The organism is Proteus faecis, from assembly GCF_003144395.1.
GTDB lineage: Bacteria > Pseudomonadota > Gammaproteobacteria > Enterobacterales > Enterobacteriaceae > Proteus > Proteus faecis.
Genome location: NZ_PENZ01000045.1, coordinates 182,639 through 207,276, shown reverse-complemented (window position 1 = coordinate 207,276; position 24,638 = coordinate 182,639). Strand labels below are relative to the sequence as shown.

Genomic DNA, 24,638 nt, shown 5'->3' with positions numbered 1-24,638 from the left:
ATTGAAAAGTGAACGAAATGGGTATATATCGAATAGTTGAGTAAATTTTATTACGGCTATCTTGAACTGTGATTTAATGAAAACATCCATTAAGTGAAATTATTAGCTGATTAAGCATAAAATAAAGATAGGAAGAATAAAATAAAACCATAGCTTAGTCGTAACTAACGAGGGAATTTATGTATTTAGAAAGAGTGGAAATAGTTGGATTCCGTGGACTTAATCGTCTTTCATTACCTCTTGATATGAATACAGTCTTAGTGGGTGAAAATGCGTGGGGTAAAAGCTCATTACTTGATGCGTTAACACTCAGTTTGGGAATTGAAACCTATCAATATGCATTTACACCCGAGGATTTCCATCGTTTGCCGAATGAGCCAGAAGAAAATGGCAAAAAAAGTCTACAAATTATTTTAACCTTTACCGAATCTCGCCCTGGACGTCATCGCTCTTATCGTTTTCATAAATTAGCGCCTGTATGGGTTGAAAATGGTGATGAACTAAAACATATCTATTACCGTATCAGTGCTGAATTAGATGAACAAAAGAATGTAAAAACATTCCGCTATTTTCTTGATAAAGAAGGAAAGCAAATTCGCTTACCTAATGGACAAACTCAAGAAATTATTGCAGAGATAGTTAGGCTCTATCCTGTTCTTCGCTTACAAGATGCACGTTTTGTGCGTGATCTTGCTTCTGACGTTATCGATCCCCATAATAATCCTCATCGAGAAGCGTTTAATAATAAAATGAGTGAGTTAACCAAAGCGTTAGTCAAAAATCCTGATGAGTTGTCAGATGATGATTTACGTGAAGGCCTTGATGCAATGCAACAACTATTAGGGCACTATTTTGCAGATCACGGTTCGTTGTTGTTTAAATCTCGCCCTCGTCATCGCAAAGTTAACGAGCCTCACGTGCGTGGTTGGCACGCTTTAGAAAATATCAATAAAGTGTTGGCAAAACCTAATCAAAGAAGTATTCGATTAATTATCTTGGGGATGTTCTCTTCTATCTTACAGTCTCGTGGTAGTGCCGCGTTAGATCCTTATGCAAGACCTATTGTCATCGTTGAAAATCCAGAAACGCGTTTACATCCTATTATGCTTTCGGTGGCTTGGGGATTACTCAATCTTTTCTCATTACAACGGATCACAACGACAAACTCAGGTGAATTACTGTCACTCGCTCCATTAGAGAGTGTGTGCCGTTTAGTACGTGATACCGATAAAGTTGCTGCTTATCGTGTTGGGGAGCAGCAACTACATTCTGATGAAGAGCGACGTATCTCCTTTCATATTCGTTATAACCGACCCTCGGCATTATTTGCGCGTTGTTGGTTATTAGTTGAAGGTGAAACAGAGATTTGGTTAATGAACGAATTGGCAAGGCAATGTAATTATTTCTTTGAAGCAGAAGGTATAAAAGTCATTGAATTTGCGCAATGTGGACTTAAGCCATTATTAAAGTATGCAACCTATATGGGGATAGAATGGCATACTTTAGTAGATGGTGATGAAGCGGGTAAGAAATATGCTGCTACCGTTAAAGATTTTGCGTTAAAAAGCAATGATGCAGAGCGCGATAGATTAACGAAGCTTCCGGCATTAGATATGGAACACTTCTTATACAAAGAAGGCTTTCGTAATGTATATCATGATGTAGCCGGTGTGCCAGATAATGAAAAATGGCCGACTCGACGCGTGATCATTAAAGCTATTCAACGTTCATCCAAGCCAGACCTTGCACTAACGGTGGCTAATAATGCGGCTCAACGTGGTATAGATTCCATCCCTTCCATACTGAAAAGTATGTTCTCTCGTGTTGCATGGCTTGCTAGAGGCAAGGCGAATTAGTTTGAATTCGTTACACTTGTGTCAGTAAGATAAATTAACGAGATTTACACTTATTTTATTTAGCTATGAGAATAACTCTCATAGCTAAAGCGTTGTATGGTTTATTATATCTTTATGTTTAAAAAGGAAAAAGCATGGCTTTTTTATCTTTAAAAAAGCGAGGGAGAATACTCACCCTTATTTTAATTTTTGCAGCAATTGCGACATACTTTTTTTGGCCAAAAGAGAAGGCACCGATATATCAAACGCAACAGATCACACGAGGTGATTTGTCAAAAGAAGTGACCGCAACAGGTAAGCTTGATGCTGTACGTAAAGTTGATGTGGGGGCACAAGTCAGTGGTCAGTTACAGTCGCTTTTAGTAAAAGAGGGGGATGTGGTTAAAAAAGGGGATTTGCTCGCGATTATCGATCCTAAAAAAGCGCAAAATGACGTCACTGAATCTCAAGAAACAGATAATGAGCTTAAAGCCAATCTTCAGCAAGCACAGGCTGAATTGCGTTTAGCACAATTAACTTATCAGCGACAATTAAAGCTTATTGGTACTCATGCTATTGCGCAAGATGAACTTGATCGCACTAAAACCGATGTTGAAGTAAAAAAAGCACGGATCATCACTTATCAAGCTCAAATTAAAAAGAACCAAGCTACGTTAGATACAGCAAAAACGAATCTGCAATATACACGAATAACAGCTCCTATGGATGGAGTCGTGACGTTTATTAAAACGCTTGAAGGTCAAACCGTAATTGCAGCACAAGAGGCACCGACTATTTTAACTTTAGCCGATTTAGATACGATGTTGGTAAAAGCGGAAGTCTCTGAAGCCGATGTTATCTATTTAAAACCTGATCTTAGTGCTTCTTTTACAGTGTTAGGTGCACCAGATAAAGCCTTTAGCGGTAAATTAAAAGATATTTTGCCGACCCCTGAAAAAATTAATGATGCTATTTTCTACTATGCTCGTTTTGAAGTCCCTAATGAACAGCATTTATTACGTTTGCAAATGACCGCTCAGGTTAAAATTCTTATCGAAAATAAGAAAAATGTGCTTCTCGTTCCGCTTTCTGTATTAGGTGATAATGCAGGTATTAATGAATATTATGTAGATGTATTGGTTAATGGTCAGCCAGAAAAACGTACAGTCAAAATAGGTATGCGCACTGATGTTTATGCCGAAGTTCTTAGCGGATTGAAAGAAAACGATCAGGTTATTCTAGGTGAAACATCAGGAGAAGCATGATGCCTGCATTATTAGAGCTCAATGAGGTGAGTCGTCTATATACTAATGGCGAGGAAGAAACCGTTGTTCTTAATAAAATCTCATTAACAATTAATGCTGGTGAAATGGTAGCGATTATTGGGGCTTCTGGCTCCGGTAAATCAACTTTAATGAATATCTTAGGCTGTTTAGATAAACCAAGTAGCGGTGAATATAAAGTTGGTGGTCAAAGTGTTGCGAAAATGGATGGCGATCAACTTGCGGCATTACGGCGCGAGCATTTTGGTTTTATCTTCCAGCGCTATCATTTAATGTCTCATTTAAGTGCAGAACAGAATGTTGAAATTCCTGCAATTTATGCAGATAAAAATGCTACTCAACGAAAAGAAAGGGCTCGCGAATTATTAACACGTTTAGGATTAGGTGATCGTATTGATTATCGCCCTAATCAACTTTCTGGCGGTCAGCAACAGCGTGTAAGTATCGCAAGAGCATTAATGAATGGCGGTGAAGTCATTCTTGCTGATGAGCCCACTGGAGCATTGGATAGCCATTCGGGTAAAGAGGTGATGTCTATCCTTAAGCAATTAAATGAACAAGGGCATACGGTTATTATCGTAACTCATGATCCTTTAATTGCGACACAAGCTGAGCGAATTATAGAAATAAAAGATGGTGAAATCATTAATGATAACTGTCATCAAATAACTGTAAATAAAGTTAAAAAAGAGACAACAACTGTTTTAGTTTCTTCTTATTTAGGGCAAATACTCGGGCGTTTTACACAAGCATTAGATATGGCCTGGCGTGCAATGGTTGTGAATAAAGTACGCACTTTGCTAACGATGCTCGGTATTATTATTGGTATAGCCTCTGTCGTCTCGATTATTGTGATTGGTGATGCAGCTAAAAGCATGGTGCTGGCTGATATAAAAGCGATTGGCTCTAATACGATTGATATCTATCCCGGGAAAGATTTCGGGAGCGACTCACCAGAAGATAGACAATCATTAACGCTACAAGATGTTTTTGCTTTAAAACAACAATCTTATGTACAAGCTGTTACACCACAAGTTCAATTTAGTACACGATTACGCCGTGGAAACCAAGATTCGCCTGCATCTGTTGCGGGGGTTAGTGATGATTATTTCACTGTATATGCGATGACATTTTCACAAGGTCGCTCATTTACACCTGATATGATCCAACGACAAGCTCAAGTTGTTGTTATTGATGAAAATACCCGTCAGCGATTCTTTCCTAATAAAAAAGAGGTTATTGGTGAGCAAATCATTATTCGTAATATTCCCTCTACGATTGTTGGTGTCATTGCTGAGAAAAAATCATCTTTTGGCAATGGTCAATCGCTCAAAGTATGGGTACCTTACAGCACACTAAATAGCCGCATCTTAAATCGAAGTTATCTTGATAGTATTACAGTAAGAGCAATTGACGGTTATGACGCTAGCATTGCAGAACAACAAATTCTCCGCTTATTAACGATTAGGCATGGTAAAAAAGATATTTTCACTTATAACCTTGATAGCTTTATTAAGGCAGCTGAAAGTACCACCCAAACAATGCAACTGTTTCTCACTTTTGTGGCTGTTATTTCATTAATCGTGGGGGGAATTGGTGTAATGAATATTATGCTGGTTTCAGTGACTGAAAGAACGCGAGAAATTGGTATTAGAATGGCGGTTGGTGCCAGAGCTAGTGATGTGATGCAACAATTCCTTATAGAATCTGTATTGGTTTGTCTAGTAGGTGGATTACTGGGAATAGGCCTTTCATTTGGTATTGCCATGGTGGCAAGTGTTATGTTGCCTGATTGGCATTTCGTCTTTCAGCCCATTGCATTAGTGAGTGCTTTTATTTGCTCGACTGTTATTGGCGTTATTTTTGGCTTTTTACCAGCAAGAAATGCTGCAAAAATGAATCCAATAGACGCTCTTGCGAGAGAGTAAATCAAACTATAAGATAAAAGCCCTTAAGATATAAAGGGCTTTTATTTGAATGAATTAGGCTTTCTGTTTAACTAAAAATAACCAGTTATTGTGATTAAAAGGTATTTTTATTGGGGTTATCTATACTGTAAATTACCTTCTATTCGATAATAGGAATGATAAGATCAGCATGGTCACCTTTAGGCCCTTTTATTGTGCTATAATTGACTTTCTGCCCCGCTTTAAGAGTGCGGTAACCTTCCATTCTGATTGTTGAATAGTGGGCAAAAATATCATCGCCACCTTTTGCTGGGGTAATAAAACCAAACCCCTTAGCATTATTGAACCACTTTACTGTACCTGTCTCCATACTTAGCTTCTCTCATATACTTGTATTTATTTGTTTAACATCACTTTCAGTATATTTACTGAGCTGTTCATAAAACATACTCTATTTTATTGTTTCAATCGTCAAGGGGGGAAGGGGATAGAAAGTGTTTTGAGTAGATGAAATTTTGATGTAGCTAACGCTTTGTAATTTTTTGAATGCAAAAAGAAGGAATAAAAAAGCGTTGATAGGCAGACTTTCCTGTGAGATGGTAAACTAAATGTCATAATTGAAAGTGACGTTTAACAAAACTATGAGTAATGCAAAACAATGGGTCAGTTTGATTTTTTAACAGAAACCACGTTAGGGGAAGATGTTCATCAGAAAAATGAGCCACCATCAATGTATAAGGTGATCTTGAATAATGATGATTACACCCCCATGGATTTTGTTGTAGAAGTGCTTACGATGTATTTTTTCCTTAGCGAGGAAAAAGCAACACAAATTATGTTGGACGTTCATCATAAAGGGAAAGGAGTTTGTGGGGTTTATAGTGCGGATGTTGCCGAAACAAAAGTGGCTCAAGTTAATCTGTACGCGAGAGAAAACGAATACCCACTTTTGTGCACTCTTGAACAGGCATGATCCGGTTAGTTTTTTAAGGAGGAGGTGCTTATGCTTAATCACGAATTAGAGCTGAGTCTTAATGTTGCATTCGCGAAAGCCCGTGATAACAGACACGAATTTATGACTGTAGAGCACCTGTTGTTGGCGCTATTAAGTAATAAATCGGCACGCGAAGCATTGGAAGCTTGTAAAGTCGATCTGGCAGTCTTACGCGAAGAACTTGAAGTCTTTATTCGTAAAACAACCCCAATTCTGCCTGAAAATGTGGACAGAGAAACACAGCCAACGCTGAGTTTTCAGCGTGTATTACAGCGCGCTGTTTTTCATGTTCAATCATCAGGTAAAAATGAAGTCTCTGGCGCTAATGTGCTGGTGGCTATTTTTAGTGAACAAGAGTCTCACGCAGCTTACTTATTACGTAAACACGACGTTAGTCGCCTCGATGTCGTTAACTTTATTTCTCATGGCATTTCAAAAGAAGATCAACCAAACGAAGATCTTTCTGATATGAACGCTCAATCTCAGCAAGAGATGCCTCAAGGCGACGATCATATGGATAATTTTACCACTAACCTTAATCAGTTAGCGCGCCAAGGTAAAATAGATCCTCTAATTGGGCGTCAAGCTGAATTAGAAAGAACAATCCAAGTGTTATGCCGCCGTCGCAAGAATAATCCATTATTAGTGGGTGAGTCTGGTGTCGGTAAAACGGCTATCGCCGAAGGGCTTGCATGGCGTATTGAGCAAGGTGATGTGCCTGATGTGATGAAAGGTTACACCATTTACTCACTCGATATTGGTTCTCTATTAGCGGGCACCAAATACCGTGGTGATTTCGAAAAACGGTTTAAAGCATTACTGAAAACACTCGAAAAAGATGAAAAAAGTATCTTATTTATTGATGAGATCCACACCATTATTGGTGCAGGCGCTGCATCGGGTGGGCAAGTTGATGCGGCAAATTTAATTAAGCCATTGCTATCTGGTGGCCGAATTCGAGTTATAGGCTCTACGACCTATCAAGAATTTAGCAATATCTTTGAAAAAGACAGAGCGCTGGCACGTCGTTTCCAAAAAATTGATGTGACTGAACCATCTCCAGATGAGACAGTTTTGATCATCAAAGGATTACGCCAGAAATACGAAGCGCACCATGACGTCCGTTATACTAATAAAGCTATTCAGGCTGCGGTGGACTTATCGGTTAAATACATCACCGATAGACATCTACCTGACAAAGCTATCGATGTTATCGATGAAGCGGGTGCAAAAACACGTTTAATTGCACCAAGCAAACGTAAAAAAACCATTAATGTCTCAGATATTGAGTCAGTCGTGGCTAAAATTGCACGTATTCCTGAAAAAACAGTTTCTAGCAGCGATAAATCGATGCTGAAAAATCTCGATAACCAATTAAAAATGTTGGTGTTCGGTCAGGATCAAGCAATCCATGCCTTATCTGAATCGATTAAGATGAGTCGTGCAGGATTAAGTCAAGAGAATAAACCTGTGGGGTCGTTCTTATTTGCTGGCCCTACTGGGGTAGGTAAAACGGAAGTCACCGTTCAGTTAGCAAAAGCATTGAATGTTAAACTGCTTCGCTTTGATATGTCCGAGTATATGGAAAGACATACGGTCAGTCGTTTAATTGGTGCTCCTCCTGGTTATGTTGGTTTTGATCAAGGTGGATTATTAACAGACGCTGTCATTAAAAACCCATATTCCGTTGTGTTACTTGATGAAATTGAGAAAGCGCATCCTGATGTATTCAATATCCTGTTACAGGTTATGGATAACGGTACATTAACGGATAACAATGGTCGTAAAGCCGATTTTCGTAATGTCATTTTAGTGATGACAACCAATGCCGGTGTGCGGGAAACGCAACGTAAATCGATTGGGTTTACAGAGCAAGATAACAGCACTGATGCGATGGTCGAAATCAAAAAAGCGTTCTCACCAGAGTTTCGTAACCGTTTGGATAGTATTATTTGGTTTAATGCATTATCACCAGAAATTATCTCTATGGTTGTGGATAAATTTATTGTTGAACTACAAGTGCAGTTAGATGATAAAGGTGTATCGCTAGAAGTTAGCCAAGAAGCACGCCAATGGTTGTGTGATAAAGGTTATGACAGCGCGATGGGAGCAAGGCCAATGGCGCGTGTTATTCAAGACAACTTGAAAAAACCATTAGCTAATGAGATTTTATTTGGTTCTCTTGTCAATGGTGGTTCAGTTTCTGTGACACTTGATAAGCTGGCTGGCAAATTGAATTATGAGTTTATTAGCCAAGAAAAACTGGCTAAGAATGAAGACACCGTTATCTAAAGATAGCGGTTAATCTTACTAAGCTATAAAAGCATACACCACAGGTGAGCATCGATAAATGCCTTGCCTGTGGTGTTTTTTTTCACCCGTTATATGACAATAGCGGGAGAGAACAGATTGGGATCAACGGCTACGGAAGATGATACGGCCTTTGCTCAGGTCATATGGGGTCAGCTCAACGGTAACCTTGTCGCCTGTCAGGATACGAATATAGTTTTTACGCATTTTTCCTGAGATATGAGCGGTAACGACGTGTCCGTTTTCTAATTCTACGCGGAACATCGTGTTTGGCAGAGTATCCAGTACAGTGCCTTGCATTTCAATGTTGTCTTCTTTGGCCATCTAATCCTCTAAGTTTTAATAACCATATTTTTTAAACGGCAAGATAATGCCGAAAATATTGTCCTATGTAAAGGAATGTTATTGGATAGCAATGGTGTTCACCTTGCTATTGTACTTAACATCCTTACCGCAACTTGCGTTTTACTTTGTGAAATAAAAAGTAATAACAGAAGTAATAATTCTTTGTTTTGTGGTATTTGTAGCAATAAAATAGCAACACCCCAACCACATAATGGGTGTGCAAGATAAAATTTTTGTATAAACCTTTTTGCATAAATAACAGAATGATCTTCTCGATTCTGTCTTAAATTAAGAAGGGCTTTACAAAAACAAGCAGTGATTATAATTCCAACGATTGCTGATACCAACACTTTTTATCAATAATCACTTTTTTCCAACGAGATAACGCAACTAAATAATGTTCACGTGAAATCTCAGAGGCACCTAACGAAGCAGTATGAGAGTTTAGCACCTGACAATCAAATAGTTGACCCCCATAACGAAGAAAATGGTTATAAAAAGCAATAAAGGCACATTTAGAAGCGTTATCTCTACGACTAAACATAGATTCTCCACAAAAAACGGCACCTATATTTACACCATATAATCCTCCAACGAGTTTATCACCCTCCCAAACCTCAACAGAGTGTGCCTCGCCTTGTTGATGAAGCGCTTCATATCCTGCTTTTATATCAGGACCTATCCACGTTCCTTCTTCACGTACAGAACAAGCTTCAATAACTGAAGCAAAGGCATGATTTAACGTAATTTTGTAAGGTTGTCGCCGAATAAATTTACGTAAACTGCGCCCAATATGCAAATCACCCGCGGGTAAAACCGCTCTTGGATCGGGTGACCACCATAATGGTTCTTCATTAGGAAAATACCAAGGAAAAATACCCGATTGATATGCAACACGTAATCTTGAAAGGGAGACTTCTCCCCCTATCGCTAATAAACCATTAGGCTCTTTTAAAGCTAAATGAGGCTCTGGAAAATCCAAATCACTATCATCTAATTGAAACAATGGCATATTATGCCTCGTGAGTTGGTGTTAATAGAGCCTGTCTTTGATGAAATTTAGCATAATGCCCTTGTTGCTGTAACAACGAAGCATGAGTGCCTGTTTCAACGATTTGTCCGCCATCCATAACGCAGATTTTATCCATTTTATCTAAACCGTGAAGTCTGTGGGTGATCATTAATACGGTCTTACCTTGGCAATGCTGATGTAAGAGCGCTAGGATCTGCTGTTCTGTATCGGCATCAAGGCCTTCTGTTGGCTCATCAAGCAATACAAGCGGTGCATTGTGGAGTAGTGCTCTTGCAAGTCCTAAACGTCGCTGTTCGCCGCCAGAGAGCTGTCTACCACCATCACCCATCCATGCGTTTAAGCCTTCATCATTTTCAAGTAGTTGCCCAAGGCCAACTTGTTGAAGAACATCTTTAAGCTCTTCATCTGTTGCTTGTTCTTTTGCCATCAATAGATTTTCTCTTAATGTGTGACTAAAGACATGAACGCGTTGAGGGACAACTGACATCATTGAACGTAATGTCGTTTCATCGTACTCAGCAATAGGTAAGTTATTTAAGTTGATAGTGCCGTGAGTCGGATCAAAAGCCCGATTGATCAACTGCAATAATGTCGATTTACCACATCCTGTTTTCCCTAATAAGGCAATGTGTTGTCCCGCTTCAATCGTTAAATCAACGTGATTGATAACTTGCATTGGTTGGGTTGGATAAGTAAAACAAATATTGTGCATTGTCAGTGTGGCACGATTGTCTGTTTCTCCCCCTTTTTCAGGAAAGGTGACATCAGGTTTTTGCTCAATTAAATGAGAAATACGTGTTGCTGATGTCATTACTTGTCCTAAATGCTGGAAAGCGACAGTAACAGGGGCTAAAGACTCAAATGCTGCCAATGCGCAGAATGTAAATAAGGCAATTAACGCTTCTGGCATAAAATTGTTGTCGATACCACCAGCCGCCAACCATAAAATTAATGTTGCAGTTAGTCCTGATGCAAGGATCATGAGTGCTTGCGATAAGCCAGTTAAGTTTGCCTGTTGTGCTTGTCTATGTAGCCATTTAGCTTCAAGTTGTGCCAAATTTTGTCTAAAACGAGGCAGTGCACCAAAAACAGTTAATTCAGCTTGTCCTTGCAACATGCTGGTTAATACTGTGCGATATTGGCCTCGTAAGTCGGTGAGATCACGTCCAATTGGTTTACCTGCATAGTAGAATATGAAAGGCAAAACAATCAGCAAGGTAAGCATAATACCACCTAGCGTATTGGCTAAACGTGCATCGATTAACCCAAGGCCAAACATTATTGTCATAATGACAACAAAAGCGGCAATGATAGGGGAAATAACGCGAATATAAAGATGATCTAGCGTTTCAACATCAGCAACTAAGCGGTTCAGTAACTCACCTTGGCGAAAACGTGCAATTCCGCCTGGTGAAAGAGGGAGGATTTTTTTAAAGGTGAATACACGTAGATGCGACAATACGCGAAACGTTGCATCATGGCTAACAAGCCTTTCAAAATAACGACCCGCTGTACGAAAAATTGCAGCACCTCGTACACCTGCGGCTGGTAGCATGTAGTTAAAACTATAAATTCCTGCAAAGCCTGCAAGAGATGTTCCTGCTAAAAACCAACCTGATAGTGTCAAAAGACCAATACTTGCTAGCAAAGTAAAAATAGCAAGGGCTATACCTAGCAATAACATAAACCAGTGACGACGATAGAGTGCGAGAAAAGGAAGCAATACTCTCATGATTAAAGTTCCTCTTTACGATGAGCAAGAAGGCGAGCAAAAGTGCCATTCTGTTGGCTTAACGATGCATAAGTGCCAGTTTCAATAATTTGACCTTTTTCCATCACCCAAATTTGGTCGTAATCCAAAGTCTCTTCGAGTAGATGAGTAATAAGCAAGGTTGTTTGATTTAATGAGGCGTTATTAAGCGCATACATCACGCGTTGTTCACTATGAGAATCAAGGCTTGCTGCCGGTTCATCTAATAACAAAAATTGACAAGGTGACAACAAAGCACGAGCAACAGCAATACGCTGAGCTTGGCCAACAGAAAGGCGAGCAGCACTATCACCAATAATCGTATTTAAGCCGTCAGGTAACTCATTAATAAAATCGCTGACATACGCTTTTTCAATGGCAAGGTTAATTTGTTCATCGCTGGCATTAGGATTGCTTAAGCGAATATTATCTAGCAAGGTTTGTTCTGGTAAATTAGGATTTTGACCAACCCAACTTAAACATTGACGCCATGCTTCTGGCGAGAGTTGTGTCAATTCAACCCCATTTACTTTTAATGAGCCACGATAAGGTAAAAAACCGAGTAGCGCATTTAATAACGAGCTTTTGCCTGCACCACTTAGACCCACAATCGCAATTCGCTGATGGGGAGTTATGGTGAAGTTTAATGGCCCCGCAAGTTTGACTCCTTGATGAGATAGAATTTCTAGTTCATGAGCTATTATTTCAATACTTTCTGTTGTATTGATACGCTCATTGCCTGTGAATTGTGGTTTTTCACCTTCGGTTTCTAAAAATTCAACTAGAGACTCAGCAGCGCCAACGGCTTGTGCTTTGGCATGATAGTAAGTTCCTAAGTCTCGCAAAGGTTGAAAAAACTCAGGGGCTAAGATCAGCGCTAAAAAGCCAGAGAAAAGTGTAACACCTAAACCATAACTACCGAAATTAAGTTCACCTAAGTAAGAAAAACCAAAGTAAACAGCTACAACAGCAATAGAAATTGCGGTAAAGAATTCCAATACGCCTGATGAAAGGAATGCCATTCTTAGCACTTCCATTGTACGTTTGCGGAAATCTTCAGTTGCTTCGGTAATCTGTTTAACTTCTGCATTACCACGGTTAAATAACCGCAAGGTATCTAACCCTCTTAATCTATCGAGGAAGTTACCACTTAAACGGCCTAATGCGAGAAAGTTTCTACGGTTAGCATCTGCTGCGCCTAATCCAACTAATGCCATAAATAGCGGGATCAGTGGTGCGGTAAAAAAAAGAATTAATCCAGCAACCCAGTTAACTGGGAAAAGGGTGATAAGGATAAGAATAGGCACAATAGTGGCAAGATACATCTGTGGAAGATAACGAGCATAGTAATCTTGCATATCTTCTATTTGTTCTAAAATAATTGTAGCCCAGCTCCCCGCAGGTTTGCCTTTAACCCAAACGGGACCAAGTTCTTCAAGTCGATCAAGAACGATCTTACGAATTTGTTGCCTGACAGCCATACCGCAGCGATAACCAACACGTTCTCGTATCGCCATGATGATGGCACGTAATATAAAAATGCCAATAAGAGTGAGAAAGGTAGGTATATGCGTATCACGGCTCAGACTGTCCATGATAAACGCTTGAAGTAAAACAGCTAATAACCATGCTTGGGCAATAATTAATAAACCGCTTACAACACCTAGGATCATTGATAGCCGTAGCCATCGACGGGCTGGAGCACTTTGCTGTTTCAGCCATCGAACCAATTCATTTTGTTTAGTTTTATCCATAAGAAAAGATTCAAATCTGCAGGTGAGATACAAAGTATCAGAAAGGCCAAGGTAAGTAGTTATACGCGTTGGCAACCAGCCTAGTATGTTACATGGTAAAAGGCGCTACTGAAATAGCGCCTTGAAAGGAAGTGATGATTTTAGTTGGATTTTAGTGCGTCTAAGTAACGTTCTGCATCTAAAGCAGCCATACAACCTGTTCCTGCAGAGGTAATTGCTTGACGATAAATGTGATCCATTACGTCACCTGCCGCGAACACCCCTTCAATAGAAGTTTGTGTTGCATTACCTTGAGTACCTGATTGCACTTTGATGTAACCATTGTCTAATTCTAATTGGCCATCAAAAATAGCGGTATTAGGGCTATGTCCAATAGCGATAAAGACACCCATAACATCTAATTCTTCGGTTTTATCACTCTTAGTATCTTTTAAGCGAACTTTCGTTACACCCATTTCATCGCCAAGAACTTCGTCTAAGGTACGATCAGTATGCAAAATAATATTGCCATTGTTTACTTTGTCCATTAGACGGTTAATTAAGATCTTTTCAGAACGGAAAGAGTCACGGCGGTGGATCAGATGAACTTCAGATGCGATATTCGCTAAATAAAGAGCCTCTTCCACAGCGGTATTTCCGCCACCGACAACAGCGACTTTCTGATTACGATAGAAAAATCCGTCACATGTTGCACAAGCAGAAACGCCTCGGCCTTTAAAAGATTCTTCTGAAGGTAAACCGATATAGCGAGCAGAAGCACCTGTTGCGATAATTAATGCATCACAAGTGTACTCTTGTTCATCACCAAATAGGCGAAATGGACGGTTTTTCAGATCGACTTTATTAATATGGTCAGAGATAATCTCTGTATTAAATTTTTCGGCGTGCTGAAACATGCGGTCCATTAATCCAGGACCTGTTAGCCCTTCTGGGTCTCCGGGCCAGTTTTCGACTTCTGTTGTCGTTGTCAGTTGACCGCCTTTTTCAACACCCGTAATCAGTACTGGTTCTAAGTTTGCTCTTGCAGCATAAACGGCGGCGGTATAACCCGCAGGGCCAGAACCTAAAATAATAAGTTTGCTATGTTTGATGGTGCTCATGTATACCTCATCTCTGATTAGGCGTGATGCGAATTGAGGGATTGTAGGAGAAATAAGACGTTAAAAAAAGCCAATGACGAGAAATAGACATAATATTTTAGCTATTTTAGCAATAGTTAATACTAATATAGTTTAATAATTATAGAGTTATATTACGCTAACATCATCGAATTAATATGAAACATTTTGCTTTACAATTGATGTTTATCTTGCGTATATAGAGAATAAACATAGCGCCTTGTTCTGATTTTTACTCATTTACTTTGACAATCCGCTGTACATTTGCGAAAACATGATTGTTAAAGACAATTATCCTCGGATGTTATACGTATTATTTTTTAGACAGACAGGGTGTGGGATAGTTACTTTGTGATATTTGCTAATGAGTATTTGGATAAAATAGAATTTTTATCTGGCATTAAAAGAAAATAGATTGGTAGTTTGCTCTGACCGTTTGATACCGAAGTTTCGACATTGATGCTGAAGGTGTACAGGTATGGGTATAGGAAAATAAAGTAAGAGAAAAAGAGAAAAAGAGAAAGAGAGTATAGAGATGATTGATAATAAAAAACGTCCGGGTAAAGATCTTGATAGAATAGACCGGAATATTCTAAATGAGCTTCAAAAAGATGGACGTATTTCAAACGTTGAGTTATCTAAACGTGTAGGTTTATCACCAACACCTTGTTTAGAGCGTGTACGTCGTTTAGAGCGCCAAGGATTTATTTCTGGTTATACAGCACTGTTAAACCCACATTACTTAGATGCATCATTACTGGTATTCGTGGAAATCACATTAAACCGTGGTGCACCAGATGTTTTCGAACAATTCAATATGGCTGTTCAAAAACTTGAAGAAATCCAAGAATGCCATTTAGTTTCTGGTGATTTTGACTATCTGTTGAAAACTCGTGTACCTGATATGTCCGCTTATCGTAAATTACTCGGTGAAACACTGTTACGTCTTCCTGGTGTTAATGACACACGTACATACGTGGTTATGGAAGAAGTGAAACAAAGTAACCGCCTTGTAATTAAAACTCGCTAAGCCAACTTAATAGGTTGGTGCAAAGCAGGAAAAAGTTAGGTACACTCCTGTTTATGCATACAGTTTCAACGCTGGGATATCTCAGCGTTGTTCCGTTTTAATTCACCCTAAGTTAAACCTGGAGAGCCCTCTTTGAGCCAGGAATATACAGAAGATAAAAATATTCGTTTAACAAAGATAAGCAACCGTCGCCGTATTTGGGAGGCTATTCTCATTCTTATCGGCATTGGCGCTGTCTTTTTAATGGTTTCATTACTTAGCTTCCATCCCTCTGATCCTAGCTGGTCACAAACCACTTGGAATGAGCCTATTCAAAATTTAGGCGGTAGTATCGGAGCATGGTTAGCTGATATTCTGTTTTCTGCATTTGGTTTACTGGCCTATGCAATTCCTGTCGTCGTGGTTTTTGGGTGCTGGAATTCTCTGCGCTACCAAAAAAACCGTGAATATACCGACTTCTTTTCTCTTGCACTTCGCACGATTGGTGCTTTAGCTCTGATCTCTACATCGTGTGCATTGGCTGATCTTAATTTTGATGATATCTATAATTTCAGCTCTGGTGGTGTTATTGGAAGTTTGTTTAGCAAAGCCCTATTACCATGGTTTAATGTTTTAGGTGCGACTCTTGCTCTGTTATCTGTTTGGGCGATTGGTTTCACACTATTTACTGGCTGGTCTTGGTTAACCATCACAGAAAAAATAGGTGCTGTTATTTTGGGAAGTATTGGTTTTATTACCAATAGAGGCCAAAATGAAGCTGATGAAGAAGAGGAAGATGATACTCAGGATGTTGTTACAGAAATAACTGAAAATTCAAATCAAAAAGAAAATCAGCAATCTGAATTAGCAACAGAAGAGAATGATGATGTTTTATTTTCTGCACCTTCAGCACTTGAACTCGCTCGTCAGCAAGAGATAGACACATTACAATCTAAAGCAAAACAAGACGATGATTTGCCATCTTTCTCTGCAACAAATGACATAGCAGAGGAACATGCGCAAACATTGGCGCAAACTGATCCGGTTGTATCTACAACGGTTTCACAACCCACTCATACAGAGGAAGAACCAGAACATTACCGTTTTGATATTCCAGAAGCATTCTTGAAAAAAGAAGCTCAATCAGAAGTCAATGCCCCTCAACATTCTGTTGAACCAACATCGGAAGAAAACACACCTTCTGTGATGCCGGTTGAAAATGAACCTATGGTACAGCCATCGTCTGCATTAACAGAGAATTTTATGCCGACGGGTAGTATTGAACCAACATTCTCGCTAGCACCTGATACAGACGCGTTGACGCAAGCAACTACTGTGGCTTCTGGTGTGGCGGCAAGTGCTCTTGTGAGTCATGGTCCTCAAGTTAAACAAGGATTAGGTCCTGAATTACCACGCCCAAATCCAGTACGACTGCCAACACGTCGTGAGCTTTATGGTATCCATATACCTTCACAACGTGAAGCTGAATTGCGTCGTCGTGAGGAAGCAGTTCAATCTGAACCTGAAGATGAGTTAGCGGATATTCAAGAACAAGCGAATTTTGAACAAGCGTTGCGTCAGCAATTCCTTGAACAGCAACGTGAACGCTATGGTGAGAACAATAGCGCTGAACCTGAAGATATTATTGGCTCTCATCAGCCAATTATGACAACACCAATATCTTCATTTAGTCATCAACAAGATGATTATAATGATGAACCAACAGTTACTGCGAATACATTCTCTTCGACAGAAGAGAATAACAGCGATATTGATGAAGATGAACAATATCAGCAACAATTAGCAGCACAATTTAAACAACAATTGCAGGATCGCTATGGTGATGATGTTTCGTTAGATGATGACGAAGATGAAGTTTTACCTCAAATATCAACACCAGCACCTTCATTGCAAGCAACAACGGGTTATCAACCTCATATTCAACATTCATTTGCTTCACAATCAGCGCAACCGACGCAAACTATTGAGAAAAAAGTTGAATACCCAACTAGCAGTGCATTTCTACAAATTTCGCCTCGTGATGAAGAAGAGGAAGAGTACAGCCCTAAAATTGAGCTAGAAAGAGAGCTCACAGCATTAGAGGCATTCTCGCCAATTGATGATCTATTGGATGAAGAGCCGATAGAGCCAGTATTTACACCGATTGTTTCAGAACCGGTTACGCCACAAGTTGCCCCTCAAGCTGTATCACAATCACGTATTGAGCCACAGCCTAATATGGCTCAGCATTTTGCACAGCAACAGCAACAGCAACAGCAACAGCAACAGCAACAGCAACAGCAACAGCAACAATCCTTAATTCATCCATTATTAATGCGTAATGAAAGGCCGTTGCAAAAACCAACAACACCTATGCCTTCTCTGGATCTACTAACAACGCCACCAGTAGAAGATGAACCTGTTGATATGTTTGAGCTTGAGCGTATTGGTAAACTGATTGAAGCGCGTCTTAATGATTATCGTGTTAAAGCCAAGGTGGTTGGTATTTCACCAGGGCCAGTTATCACTCGTTTTGAACTTGAACTGGCGCCAGGTGTAAAAGCTGCACGTATATCAAATTTATCACGTGACTTAGCGCGTTCATTGTCTGCTATTGCGGTACGTATTGTTGAAGTTATTCCGGGAAAACCTTATGTAGGATTGGAGTTACCTAATAAAAAACGTCAAACCGTATATATGCGTGAATTGTTAGATAGTGATGCATTCCGTGATAGCCGTTCGCCATTGACTGTTGTTTTAGGTAAAGATATCGGTGGTCAGCCAGTTGTTGCCAATCTGGCTAAAATGCCTCATTTACTTGTTGCCGGTACAACCGGTTCAGGTAAATCTGTTGGTGTGAATGCGATGATTATCAGCATTCTCTATAAAGCGAAACCAGAAGATGTTCGCTTTATTATGATTGACCCTAAAATGCTTGAGCTTTCGGTTTATGAAGGTATTCCGCATCTTCTCACAGAAGTCGTTACCGACATGAAAGATGCCGCAAGTGCTCTGCGTTGGAGTGTGGCTGAAATGGAACGTCGTTATAAACTCATGTCAGCATTAGGTGTGCGTAATCTCGCAGGTTATAACGAAAAAATTAAAGAAGCCGAAGCAATGGCGCGTCCTATTCCTGATCCATTCTGGAAACCAAGTGATAGCATGGCAACAGAAATTCCGACGTTGGAAAAAGAGCCTTATATTGTTGTTGTCGTCGATGAATTTGCTGATTTAATGATGACAGCAGGTAAGAAAGTTGAAGAGTTGATCGCTCGCTTAGCACAAAAAGCGCGTGCTGCGGGTATTCACCTAGTACTTGCTACACAAAGGCCTTCTGTTGATATTATTACAGGTTTAATTAAAGCCAATATTCCTAGCCGTATTGCATTTACTGTATCGAGTAAAATTGACTCTCGAACTATCTTAGACCAAGGTGGTGCAGAATCATTACTAGGAATGGGTGATATGCTTTATGCACCAAATGGTTTTGTTCCTGAACGTGTTCACGGTGCTTTTGTTAGTGATGATGAAGTACATGCTGTGGCAACTGACTGGAAAGCAAGAGGTCGTCCTCAATATATTGAAGCCATCACCAAATGCAGTGAAGACGGTGAAGGTAATAGTGGTGGTGGATATGATGATGGTGAAGAGCTTGATCCGTTATTTGACCAAGCTGTAGAATTTGTGGTTGAAAAACAACGCGTTTCCATTTCTGGCGTGCAACGCCAATTTAGAATTGGTTATAATCGTGCTGCAAGAATTGTTGAACAGATGGAAATGCAAGGTATCGTGAGTGCACCAAACCACAACAATACGCGTGATGTACTTTCACCACCACCTTCAGATATGTAATATCTTGAAAACACAGTTATCAGCTAATGAGATAGCATGATAATCTGCATAATATCATCAATAATTTATACGCCGACATTATGTCGGCGTTATCTCATGCCGAGGCTTGTAAAATGAAAAAAGTATTATTTGCAGTGTGTGCGATGACATTAATAAGTAGCCAAGCCGCTTGGGCTGATGCACGTCAGGATTTGCAACAACGATTAAATAAAGTAAATAGTTTTCAAGCAAACTTTAGTCAAACCGTGACTAGCAATGAAGGCTCACTTATTCAAAAAGGCGAAGGTAGCCTAAAAGTACAACGCCCTGATTTGTTTAATTGGCAAATGACTGCGCCGGATGAGAGCACATTGATCTCTGATGGCAAAACTTTGTGGTTTTACAATCCTTTTGTCGAGCAAGTTACTGCAACTTGGCTTAAAAGTGCCACAACCAATACGCCTTTTATGTTGATTGCTCGTAATGACAGTAAAGAGTGGCAAAACTATGATGTAAAACAGTCTGGTGATCGTTTTGAGTTAACACCTAAAGTAGAAAATAACTTAAAACACTTTACGATAACTGTATTACCTAACGGACAAATTCAGCAATTTGCAGCCACAGAGCAAGATGGTCAAGTAAGCAATTACCAATTGACTGCACAGACTGCCGCACCAATCGATGCATCCGCGTTTCGCTTTACACCTCCCGCGGGTGTGACTGTGGATGACCAACGTCAGTGAGGATATTTTGAGTAATTTATCACTCGATTTTTCACGCAATGAGTTCCAACCTTTAGCCGCAAGAATGCGGCCTGAAACGTTGGAACAATATATCGGACAAACCCATTTACTTGCAGAAGGCAAACCATTACCTCGAGCGATTAAAGCGGGTCAATTGCATTCCATGATTTTATGGGGACCTCCTGGTACGGGTAAAACCACGCTTGCGGAGATCATAGGTCGCTATGCGCAAGCTGATATAGAACGATTATCTGCGGTGACATCGGGTATTAAAGAAATTAGAGAGTCTATTGAAATTGCGCGCCAAAACCGCAATGCAGGACGTAGAACGATCCTGTTTGTTGATGAAGTCCATCGTTTTAATAAGAGTCAACAAGATGCTTTTTTGCCTCATATTGAAGATGGCACAATCACTTTTATTGGTGCAACGACAGAAAATCCCTCTTTTGAATTAAATTCAGCCTTGCTATCCAGAGCGAGAGTTTATCTATTGCGTTCATTAACTGAAGCCGATATTGAGCAAGTGTTACAACAAGCGCTGGACGATCCCGAACGAGGATTAGGCGGGCGTAATATTATTCTGCCAGATAATACACGCAAAATGATTGCGCAATTGGTTAATGGTGATGCGCGTCGTTCATTAAATTTGCTTGAAATGATGGCAGATATTGCTGACGTTGATAATCAAGGAAAACGAGTATTAACTCCGGCATTACTGACAGAAATCAGTGGTGAACGAAGTGCTCGGTTTGATAATAAAGGTGATCGTTTTTACGATCTTATTTCGGCATTACATAAATCAGTCAGAGGATCAGCGCCTGATGCAGCCCTTTATTGGTATGCAAGGATCATAACAGCTGGTGGCGATCCGCTTTATGTTGCTCGTCGTTTATTGGCGATTGCATCAGAAGATGTGGGAAACGCCGATCCTCGTGCTATGCAAGTGGCAATTGCTGCATGGGATTGTTTTACTCGTGTTGGTCCCGCAGAAGGAGAGCGCGCTATTGCTCAAGCAATTGTATATCTGGCTTGTGCACCAAAAAGTAATGCTGTTTATACCGCATTTAAAGCCGCCATTGCCGATGCTAAAAGTAAACCTGATTATGATGTGCCAGAGCATTTGCGTAATGCACCAACAAAATTAATGAAAGAAATGGGCCTGGGGGCTGAATATCGTTATGCTCATGATGAGCCTAATGCTTATGCTGCTGGAGAGGTCTATTTTCCTAAAGAAATGGCAAATACACAATATTATTACCCTGTAAAAAGAGGGTTAGAGATCAAGGTTGCAGAGAAATTAGACTGGCTTTCTCAGCAAGATCAAAATAGTGTTACAAAACGCTATCGCAAAATGTAAAGATGCGGTAAGGTTATTAAATTATCATTAATTTCTTAACTATGCCTTGTCTCAGATATCTTTTTTATAAGATAGGAGAGAAGGTTTTTATTAATCTATCAATAAGCACAGGATAAGCATGCTCGATCCAAATCTACTGCGTAATGAGCTAGACGCGGTCGCCGAAAAACTGGCTCGCAGGGGGTTCACCCTCGATGTGGAAAAAATTCGTCAACAAGAAGAACGCCGTAAGGTGTTACAGGTTGAAACTGAATCCCTGCAAGCAGAACGTAATTCTCGATCGAAGTCCATTGGTGCGGCAAAAGCGCGTGGTGAAGATATTGAGCCACTTCGTCAAGAAGTTAACCTGTTAGGTGAAAAACTTGAAGCTGCAAAAGCCGAACTTGAAGTGCTGCAAGCTGAAATTCGTGATTATGCTTTAACTATCCCGAATATGCCTGATGACTCTGTGCCAAATGGTAAAGATGACAGCGAAAACGTAGAAGTTTTCCGTTGGGGCACACCAAAGACTTATGATTTTGAATTAAAAGATCATGTGACTTTAGGTGAGTTGACTGATGGTTTAGATTTCGCATCTGCGGTGAAAATCACGGGCTCTCGCTTTGTGGTCATGAAAGGGCAAGTTGCACGTTTACATCGTGCGATCACTCAATTTATGCTGAATCTGCATACTGAAGAACATGGTTATCAGGAAATGTACGTTCCTTATTTAGTTAACCATGCAACACTGTATGGCACAGGTCAATTACCAAAATTCAGTGGTGATCTGTTCCATACTAAGCCTTTAGAAGAAGAGGCTGAAAGTCAGTATGCATTGATCCCTACAGCGGAAGTGCCTGTAACCAATATGGTTAGAGATGAAATTCTTGAAGAAGATGCTCTACCTCTGAAAATGACTGCTCATACACCATGTTTCCGTTCAGAAGCGGGCTCTTATGGTCGTGATACTCGTGGTCTTATTCGTATGCACCAATTTGATAAAGTTGAGCTAGTTCAGATAGCTCATCCTGAAAAATCAATGGAAGCATTAGAAGAGCTAACTGGTCACGCTGAAAAAGTGTTGCAATTACTGAATCTACCTTACCGTAAAGTAGTTCTTTGCACTGGCGATATGGGCTTTGGTTCACGTAAGACTTACGACTTAGAAGTTTGGGTTCCAGCTCAAAATACTTACCGTGAGATCTCTTCATGTTCAAATATGTGGGATTTCCAAGCACGTCGTATGCAAGCACGTTTCCGCGCTAAAGGTGATAAGAAAACTCAACTAGTTCATACCTTAAATGGTTCTGGCTTAGCAGTCGGTCGTACTTTAGTGGCAATTATGGAAAATTATCAAATGGCTGATGGCCGTATTGAAATTCCAGAAGTGTTACGCCCATACATGAACGGTTTAGAATATATCGGTTAATTATGATTTAATTAACTGAGTATTAATAATTTAACCCTCTGCTTAGGCAGGGGGTTTTTTGTCTAAATGGCCTAAAGATGATAAGAGAACAGATTGCTTAATTATTAATGTTCTATATATTTTGAGTGTTCTTTTAATGAGGTTCTGATAAAAACGGTAATAGGTCAAAAAAGATCTCTATTTTTCTTTCATTATTCATATTTACAAAGTCATCCATTGCTATTTCTATATAATCAATAGTTTTATTGTGAATAGCAAATTTATACATTAAATGTCCACTCCAACTGCGGTGAACGTAGACACAGTTTTCTATACTATAAGAAAGCCATTTATCTTCCATACATTCAGGTTGCCAACCATTTAATATGTTTCTTTCTGCATCTTCAGTTAGAGAATAATTAATATGATGAATTAATGGTGCTTTTTCAAAATACTTTAAATTCTTTAATATTTCTTTATTTATCATTTGGTTTATTCCATAAATTATAATTATGGCTATAGACTACTGAAATAAATCTAAATGTTCAAAATAAATGTATAAAAACTTAGTTCTATTAACATGAGTTAATAAAGCATAATATTTTGCAAAAATAAAAAATAATAGATTGTCGCCCATATCTATGATTAATAAAAAATATTGTTAATATTATCTCAATATCGTTATAACGCGTAGAATTAATAAATTGATTATAAAAAAAATCTTACTAAATAAAGTGAGATTAAATAAAAATATAACGCAATCCACCATTGGTTAAACTGATCACGGCAGATCCTATTTATGCTGTTAAATTAGACCTATCGCTCGAATTTACCTCCATTAATTTAGACATTTCTATGTAATTAGAACCCTACAAAAGAGCATATTCTATGATAGTTTCTAAACAGCAGTTACATCTATTAATCAAAAATAAATTACATCATGCAGGATTGAGTGAGTCTCATGCTGATACGGTGGCTGATGTCTTAGTCCATGCAGATGCCAAAGGCATTCACTCTCATGGTGCTGTGCGTGTGGAATATTATGCAGAGAGGATCAGTAAAGGCGGTACAAATGTGTCTCCTAATTTTACTTATACTGAAACAGGGCCATGTAGCGCTGTATTTGATGGTGATAATGGTGCAGGGCATGTTGCAGCGAAAGAGGCAATGGAACACGCAATTAAAATGGCACAAGAGAAGGGAGTTGCAGTTGTTGGTGTAAGACGAATTGGTCATAGTGGCGCACTGTCTTACTTTGTTGAGCAAGCATCACAAGCAGGTATGATTGGTATTTCGTTATGCCAATCTGATCCTATGGTGGTTCCTTTTGGTGGCTCAGAAGTCTATTACGGCACTAATCCTATCGCTTTTTCAGTGCCAGGAGTAGGCGATAAACATATTACATTTGATATGGCAACAACTGTACAGGCATGGGGCAAAGTACTAGATGCGCGTTCACGGCATGTCGATATTCCCGATACTTGGGCAGTCGATGAAAATGGTAAGCCTACGACGGATCCTTTTGCAGTAAAAGGCTTATTACCTATTGCGGGGCCTAAAGGATATGGTTTAATGATGATGGTTGATGTGTTGTCTGGGATCTTGCTTGGACTTCCTTTTGGTAAACATGTCAGTTCAATGTATCACGATTTAACACAGGGACGAGAGTTAGGCCAATTACATATTGTTATTAATCCAGCTTTCTTTACTGATGTTACATTATTTAGAGAACATATCTCACAGGTTATGAGTGAATTAAATGCCATTAAGCCTGCACCTAATGTAGATAAAGTTCTCTATCCTGGTGAAAATAGTCAAATGGAAGAACAAAGAAGTGAAAAGGAAGGTATTGAAATTGTTGATGAAATTTATCACTTTTTAATATCTGATGCACTTTACAATAAATCTTATGATAATAAAAATCCGTTTGCAGATTAATAATATTTATTATTAGATAATAAAAAGCAGTAGATGAAATTACT

18 protein-coding genes are annotated in these 24,638 nt (G+C 39.4%); 11 read left to right on the top strand and 7 right to left on the bottom strand.

From position 1 onward, the window contains the following. Window positions 1–179: 179 nt before the first annotated feature. From DK858_RS14750 to macB, 3 genes are all read left to right on the top strand, one after another. Window positions 180–1,856: an ATP-dependent nuclease gene (locus DK858_RS14750; RefSeq protein WP_109398046.1), complete on the top strand. Its 1,677-nt coding sequence runs from the start codon at window positions 180–182 to the stop codon at window positions 1,854–1,856. A 134-nt stretch (window positions 1,857–1,990) separates the two neighbouring features. Then, window positions 1,991–3,100, top strand: a complete 1,110-nt coding sequence (macA, locus tag DK858_RS14745; protein ID WP_109398045.1) for a macrolide transporter subunit MacA — start codon at window positions 1,991–1,993, stop codon at window positions 3,098–3,100. Next, entirely contained in the window at window positions 3,100–5,046 is a 1,947-nt protein-coding gene (gene macB, locus DK858_RS14740) for a macrolide ABC transporter ATP-binding protein/permease MacB (RefSeq protein ID WP_109398044.1), read from the top strand. Before macA ends, macB begins: the two co-directional genes overlap by 1 nt. 139 nt (window positions 5,047–5,185) lie before the next feature. Here the strand turns inward: macB and cspD are convergent, their stop codons facing one another. Continuing rightward, window positions 5,186–5,395: a cold shock domain-containing protein CspD gene (gene cspD, locus DK858_RS14735; RefSeq protein WP_023581298.1), complete on the bottom strand. Its 210-nt coding sequence runs from the start codon at window positions 5,393–5,395 to the stop codon at window positions 5,186–5,188. A 288-nt stretch (window positions 5,396–5,683) separates the two neighbouring features. Between cspD and clpS the strand changes: the two genes are divergently transcribed. After that, window positions 5,684–5,998, top strand: a complete 315-nt coding sequence (gene clpS / locus DK858_RS14730) for an ATP-dependent Clp protease adapter ClpS (protein WP_109398043.1) — start codon at window positions 5,684–5,686, stop codon at window positions 5,996–5,998. A gap of 30 nt (window positions 5,999–6,028) precedes the next feature. Further along, window positions 6,029–8,311 (top strand): ATP-dependent Clp protease ATP-binding subunit ClpA, encoded by a 2,283-nt coding sequence (gene clpA, locus DK858_RS14725; protein WP_109398042.1) that lies wholly within the window; start codon window positions 6,029–6,031, stop codon window positions 8,309–8,311. A 123-nt stretch (window positions 8,312–8,434) separates the two neighbouring features. Here the strand turns inward: clpA and infA are convergent, their stop codons facing one another. The 5 genes from infA to trxB form a co-directional block, all read right to left on the bottom strand. Beyond that, on the bottom strand, window positions 8,435–8,653 hold the full coding sequence (infA, locus tag DK858_RS14720; protein ID WP_004244560.1) for a translation initiation factor IF-1: 219 nt from the start codon (window positions 8,651–8,653) through the stop codon (window positions 8,435–8,437). Window positions 8,654–8,993: 340 nt separating this feature from the next. Further along, window positions 8,994–9,686, bottom strand: coding sequence for a leucyl/phenylalanyl-tRNA--protein transferase (aat, locus tag DK858_RS14715; RefSeq protein ID WP_109398041.1), 693 nt, complete (start codon window positions 9,684–9,686; stop codon window positions 8,994–8,996). Window position 9,687: 1 nt separating this feature from the next. After that, window positions 9,688–11,439 carry a heme ABC transporter ATP-binding protein/permease CydC gene (gene cydC, locus DK858_RS14710; protein WP_109398040.1) on the bottom strand — a complete coding sequence of 584 codons (1,752 nt, stop codon included), beginning with the start codon at window positions 11,437–11,439 and terminating at the stop codon, window positions 9,688–9,690. Between the two features lie 2 nt (window positions 11,440–11,441). Beyond that, window positions 11,442–13,211, bottom strand: coding sequence for a heme ABC transporter permease/ATP-binding protein CydD (cydD, locus tag DK858_RS14705; protein WP_109398039.1), 1,770 nt, complete (start codon window positions 13,209–13,211; stop codon window positions 11,442–11,444). Between the two features lie 140 nt (window positions 13,212–13,351). Then, complete coding sequence (gene trxB, locus DK858_RS14700; protein ID WP_109398038.1) at window positions 13,352–14,311, bottom strand: thioredoxin-disulfide reductase; 960 nt, start codon at window positions 14,309–14,311, stop codon at window positions 13,352–13,354. Between the two features lie 553 nt (window positions 14,312–14,864). Between trxB and lrp the strand changes: the two genes are divergently transcribed. The 5 genes from lrp (at window position 14,865) to serS (ending at window position 22,677) form a co-directional block, all read left to right on the top strand. Next, window positions 14,865–15,359: a leucine-responsive transcriptional regulator Lrp gene (gene lrp, locus DK858_RS14695; protein WP_004244566.1), complete on the top strand. Its 495-nt coding sequence runs from the start codon at window positions 14,865–14,867 to the stop codon at window positions 15,357–15,359. Between the two features lie 132 nt (window positions 15,360–15,491). After that, window positions 15,492–19,190, top strand: a complete 3,699-nt coding sequence (locus DK858_RS14690; RefSeq protein ID WP_109398037.1) for a DNA translocase FtsK 4TM domain-containing protein — start codon at window positions 15,492–15,494, stop codon at window positions 19,188–19,190. 113 nt (window positions 19,191–19,303) lie between these two features. Then, the gene (gene lolA, locus DK858_RS14685; protein ID WP_109398036.1) at window positions 19,304–19,912 is read left to right on the top strand and encodes an outer membrane lipoprotein chaperone LolA; all 609 of its coding nucleotides are present in this window, start codon (window positions 19,304–19,306) and stop codon (window positions 19,910–19,912) included. A 7-nt stretch (window positions 19,913–19,919) separates the two neighbouring features. Continuing rightward, window positions 19,920–21,269 carry a replication-associated recombination protein A gene (locus DK858_RS14680; RefSeq protein WP_109398214.1) on the top strand — a complete coding sequence of 450 codons (1,350 nt, stop codon included), beginning with the start codon at window positions 19,920–19,922 and terminating at the stop codon, window positions 21,267–21,269. 118 nt (window positions 21,270–21,387) lie between these two features. Then, window positions 21,388–22,677 (top strand): serine--tRNA ligase, encoded by a 1,290-nt coding sequence (gene serS / locus DK858_RS14675; protein ID WP_109398035.1) that lies wholly within the window; start codon window positions 21,388–21,390, stop codon window positions 22,675–22,677. A gap of 133 nt (window positions 22,678–22,810) precedes the next feature. On the opposite strand, the gene DK858_RS14670 is transcribed toward serS, so the two are convergent. Continuing rightward, a complete protein-coding gene (locus DK858_RS14670; protein ID WP_109398034.1) occupies window positions 22,811–23,143 on the bottom strand; it encodes a hypothetical protein in 333 nt (110 codons plus the stop codon). 401 nt (window positions 23,144–23,544) lie between these two features. Here DK858_RS14670 and allD point away from each other — a divergent pair, with 401 nt between their 5' ends. Next, window positions 23,545–24,594: an ureidoglycolate dehydrogenase gene (allD, locus tag DK858_RS14665; protein ID WP_109398033.1), complete on the top strand. Its 1,050-nt coding sequence runs from the start codon at window positions 23,545–23,547 to the stop codon at window positions 24,592–24,594. The last annotated feature ends 44 nt before the right edge of the window (window positions 24,595–24,638 follow it).

Coding starts and splice junctions, on each gene's coding strand:
- aat (WP_109398041.1), bottom strand. CDS start 9,686: ATGCCATTGTTTCAATTAGATGATAGTGATTTGGATTTTCCAGAGCCT.
- allD (WP_109398033.1), top strand. CDS start 23,545: ATGATAGTTTCTAAACAGCAGTTACATCTATTAATCAAAAATAAATTA.
- infA (WP_004244560.1), bottom strand. CDS start 8,653: ATGGCCAAAGAAGACAACATTGAAATGCAAGGCACTGTACTGGATACT.
- cspD (WP_023581298.1), bottom strand. CDS start 5,395: ATGGAGACAGGTACAGTAAAGTGGTTCAATAATGCTAAGGGGTTTGGT.
- DK858_RS14670 (WP_109398034.1), bottom strand. CDS start 23,143: ATGATAAATAAAGAAATATTAAAGAATTTAAAGTATTTTGAAAAAGCA.
- DK858_RS14750 (WP_109398046.1), top strand. CDS start 180: ATGTATTTAGAAAGAGTGGAAATAGTTGGATTCCGTGGACTTAATCGT.
- cydD (WP_109398039.1), bottom strand. CDS start 13,211: ATGGATAAAACTAAACAAAATGAATTGGTTCGATGGCTGAAACAGCAA.
- clpS (WP_109398043.1), top strand. CDS start 5,684: ATGGGTCAGTTTGATTTTTTAACAGAAACCACGTTAGGGGAAGATGTT.
- serS (WP_109398035.1), top strand. CDS start 21,388: ATGCTCGATCCAAATCTACTGCGTAATGAGCTAGACGCGGTCGCCGAA.
- trxB (WP_109398038.1), bottom strand. CDS start 14,311: ATGAGCACCATCAAACATAGCAAACTTATTATTTTAGGTTCTGGCCCT.
- clpA (WP_109398042.1), top strand. CDS start 6,029: ATGCTTAATCACGAATTAGAGCTGAGTCTTAATGTTGCATTCGCGAAA.
- cydC (WP_109398040.1), bottom strand. CDS start 11,439: ATGAGAGTATTGCTTCCTTTTCTCGCACTCTATCGTCGTCACTGGTTT.
- lrp (WP_004244566.1), top strand. CDS start 14,865: ATGATTGATAATAAAAAACGTCCGGGTAAAGATCTTGATAGAATAGAC.
- lolA (WP_109398036.1), top strand. CDS start 19,304: ATGAAAAAAGTATTATTTGCAGTGTGTGCGATGACATTAATAAGTAGC.
- macA (WP_109398045.1), top strand. CDS start 1,991: ATGGCTTTTTTATCTTTAAAAAAGCGAGGGAGAATACTCACCCTTATT.
- macB (WP_109398044.1), top strand. CDS start 3,100: ATGCCTGCATTATTAGAGCTCAATGAGGTGAGTCGTCTATATACTAAT.